This is a genomic window from Polaromonas sp. P1_G4, assembly GCF_056405475.1.
This window is the reverse complement of sequence record NZ_JBFUCA010000815.1, coordinates 1-1,294: the sequence shown is the minus strand read 5'-3', so window position 1 is coordinate 1,294 and position 1,294 is coordinate 1. Positions and strand designations below refer to the sequence as shown.

General features: G+C 58.7%; 1 protein-coding gene. It reads right to left on the bottom strand.

Annotated elements, in window-relative coordinates; all coding sequences use genetic code 11:
- Nucleotides 1–1,258, bottom strand: a 1,258-nt coding sequence (locus AC1D1X_RS23610; RefSeq protein WP_477699389.1) for a M48 family metalloprotease, incomplete at its 3' end; no start/stop codon positions are given.
- Nucleotides 1,259–1,294: the final 36 nt, after the last annotated feature.

Below are 1,294 nucleotides of genomic sequence, written 5' to 3'. Positions count from 1 at the left end.
CGATTGCCCCCTTGTCAGACAAGGCAACAGCCCTGGGAAAAGGCTTGGTTAACCATTCAAGGTACAAAGTTCGGCCCCGTGGGCTCACGCGGGGCAAAGCGTTCGCATCGGCCAGGTCCGCGAAGCTCGTGGAAGGTGGAACAGGCCCGGCATGCACAAGGGCAACGGGCGACGCACCAGCCGCCTCAGAAACGACGTTTTCTGCCGCGGGTTCAGTTTGGGGTGTTGGCTGCTTTTGCGCAGCAGCAGCACTCGCCGAAAAGACACTTGCCGGATCCGAATACACCTGTTTCGCGCGCCGGGTCACCTCCTGCTCCAGCAGTCTGTCCGCGGCGTGCGCAGGGTAGAAGGTCTTGTTCTTGTTCCAGACATCAACACTTCGCTGCAGTTTTTCTTCACGGTTTAGATCAATTCCACGCGTGCGCCTGTAGGTTGGCGCACCAAAAGAATCCTCATCCTGAACCAGCTTGCGGATGATGGCCGCGTACGCCGGTACATCAACACCAAACCCGGATGACAAGCGCATGGCGAGCCGGTCTGCCCTGACCAGGTCCGCAGACTTCGGCTCCCTCAGCCCGCTTTCCTGGTTCTCGCCAATGCTTGCCAGGCTGCCCACCAGGAGTTGCGCCAACATCTTGCTTTTTGTCCGGTCACGGCTGAGCTTCAAGGCAACATGCGCGACCTCATGGGCAAGCACCACCACCAACTCGTCCCTGGAAAGCCTGGCCAGCAGCGGCACCGTCACTATCACGCTGGCGCCATCTGAATCGGCATACCGGTAGGTCCCGTCGACCACAGTCAATGAGAGCTGGCAAACCGCGACCCGCCTCACCGCAATCTTTGCCGGCTCACCGTTGCGCTTGACTGAAAACTCAACCAGGGGAGTTGCCTCCGGATTTTTCTCCCGAACATGCGGCCCCACTGAATCCGGTTTCGGGGTTCCAAAGAAGCGAAGAAGCTGCCCCTGTTCAGCAAACTCAAATGGCTCGCGCGCCTTGAAGCCGACGTATCCCCAAGGGGTCTTGTCGATGTCCGTCAGAAAAATACTGGCGCCGGGCCCCATGTTGTAGTGCCTGGCAAGCTCCTCATACTCTGCCAATGATCTCTTGGGTAATTTGTCATTGGGTAAAGGAGGAATGGTCCTGGGAAATCCCCCCAAGCTCCACGTCCAATCGGCGTCCTCCTTTTGACAAAGGGGCTGCGCCGCATAGGCCAGCTGAAAAAGAAGCTGCTCAGCAGGCGCACTGACTTTTTTCACCTCCACCATCCGGGACGGTTGCGTCTCGGGCAACGC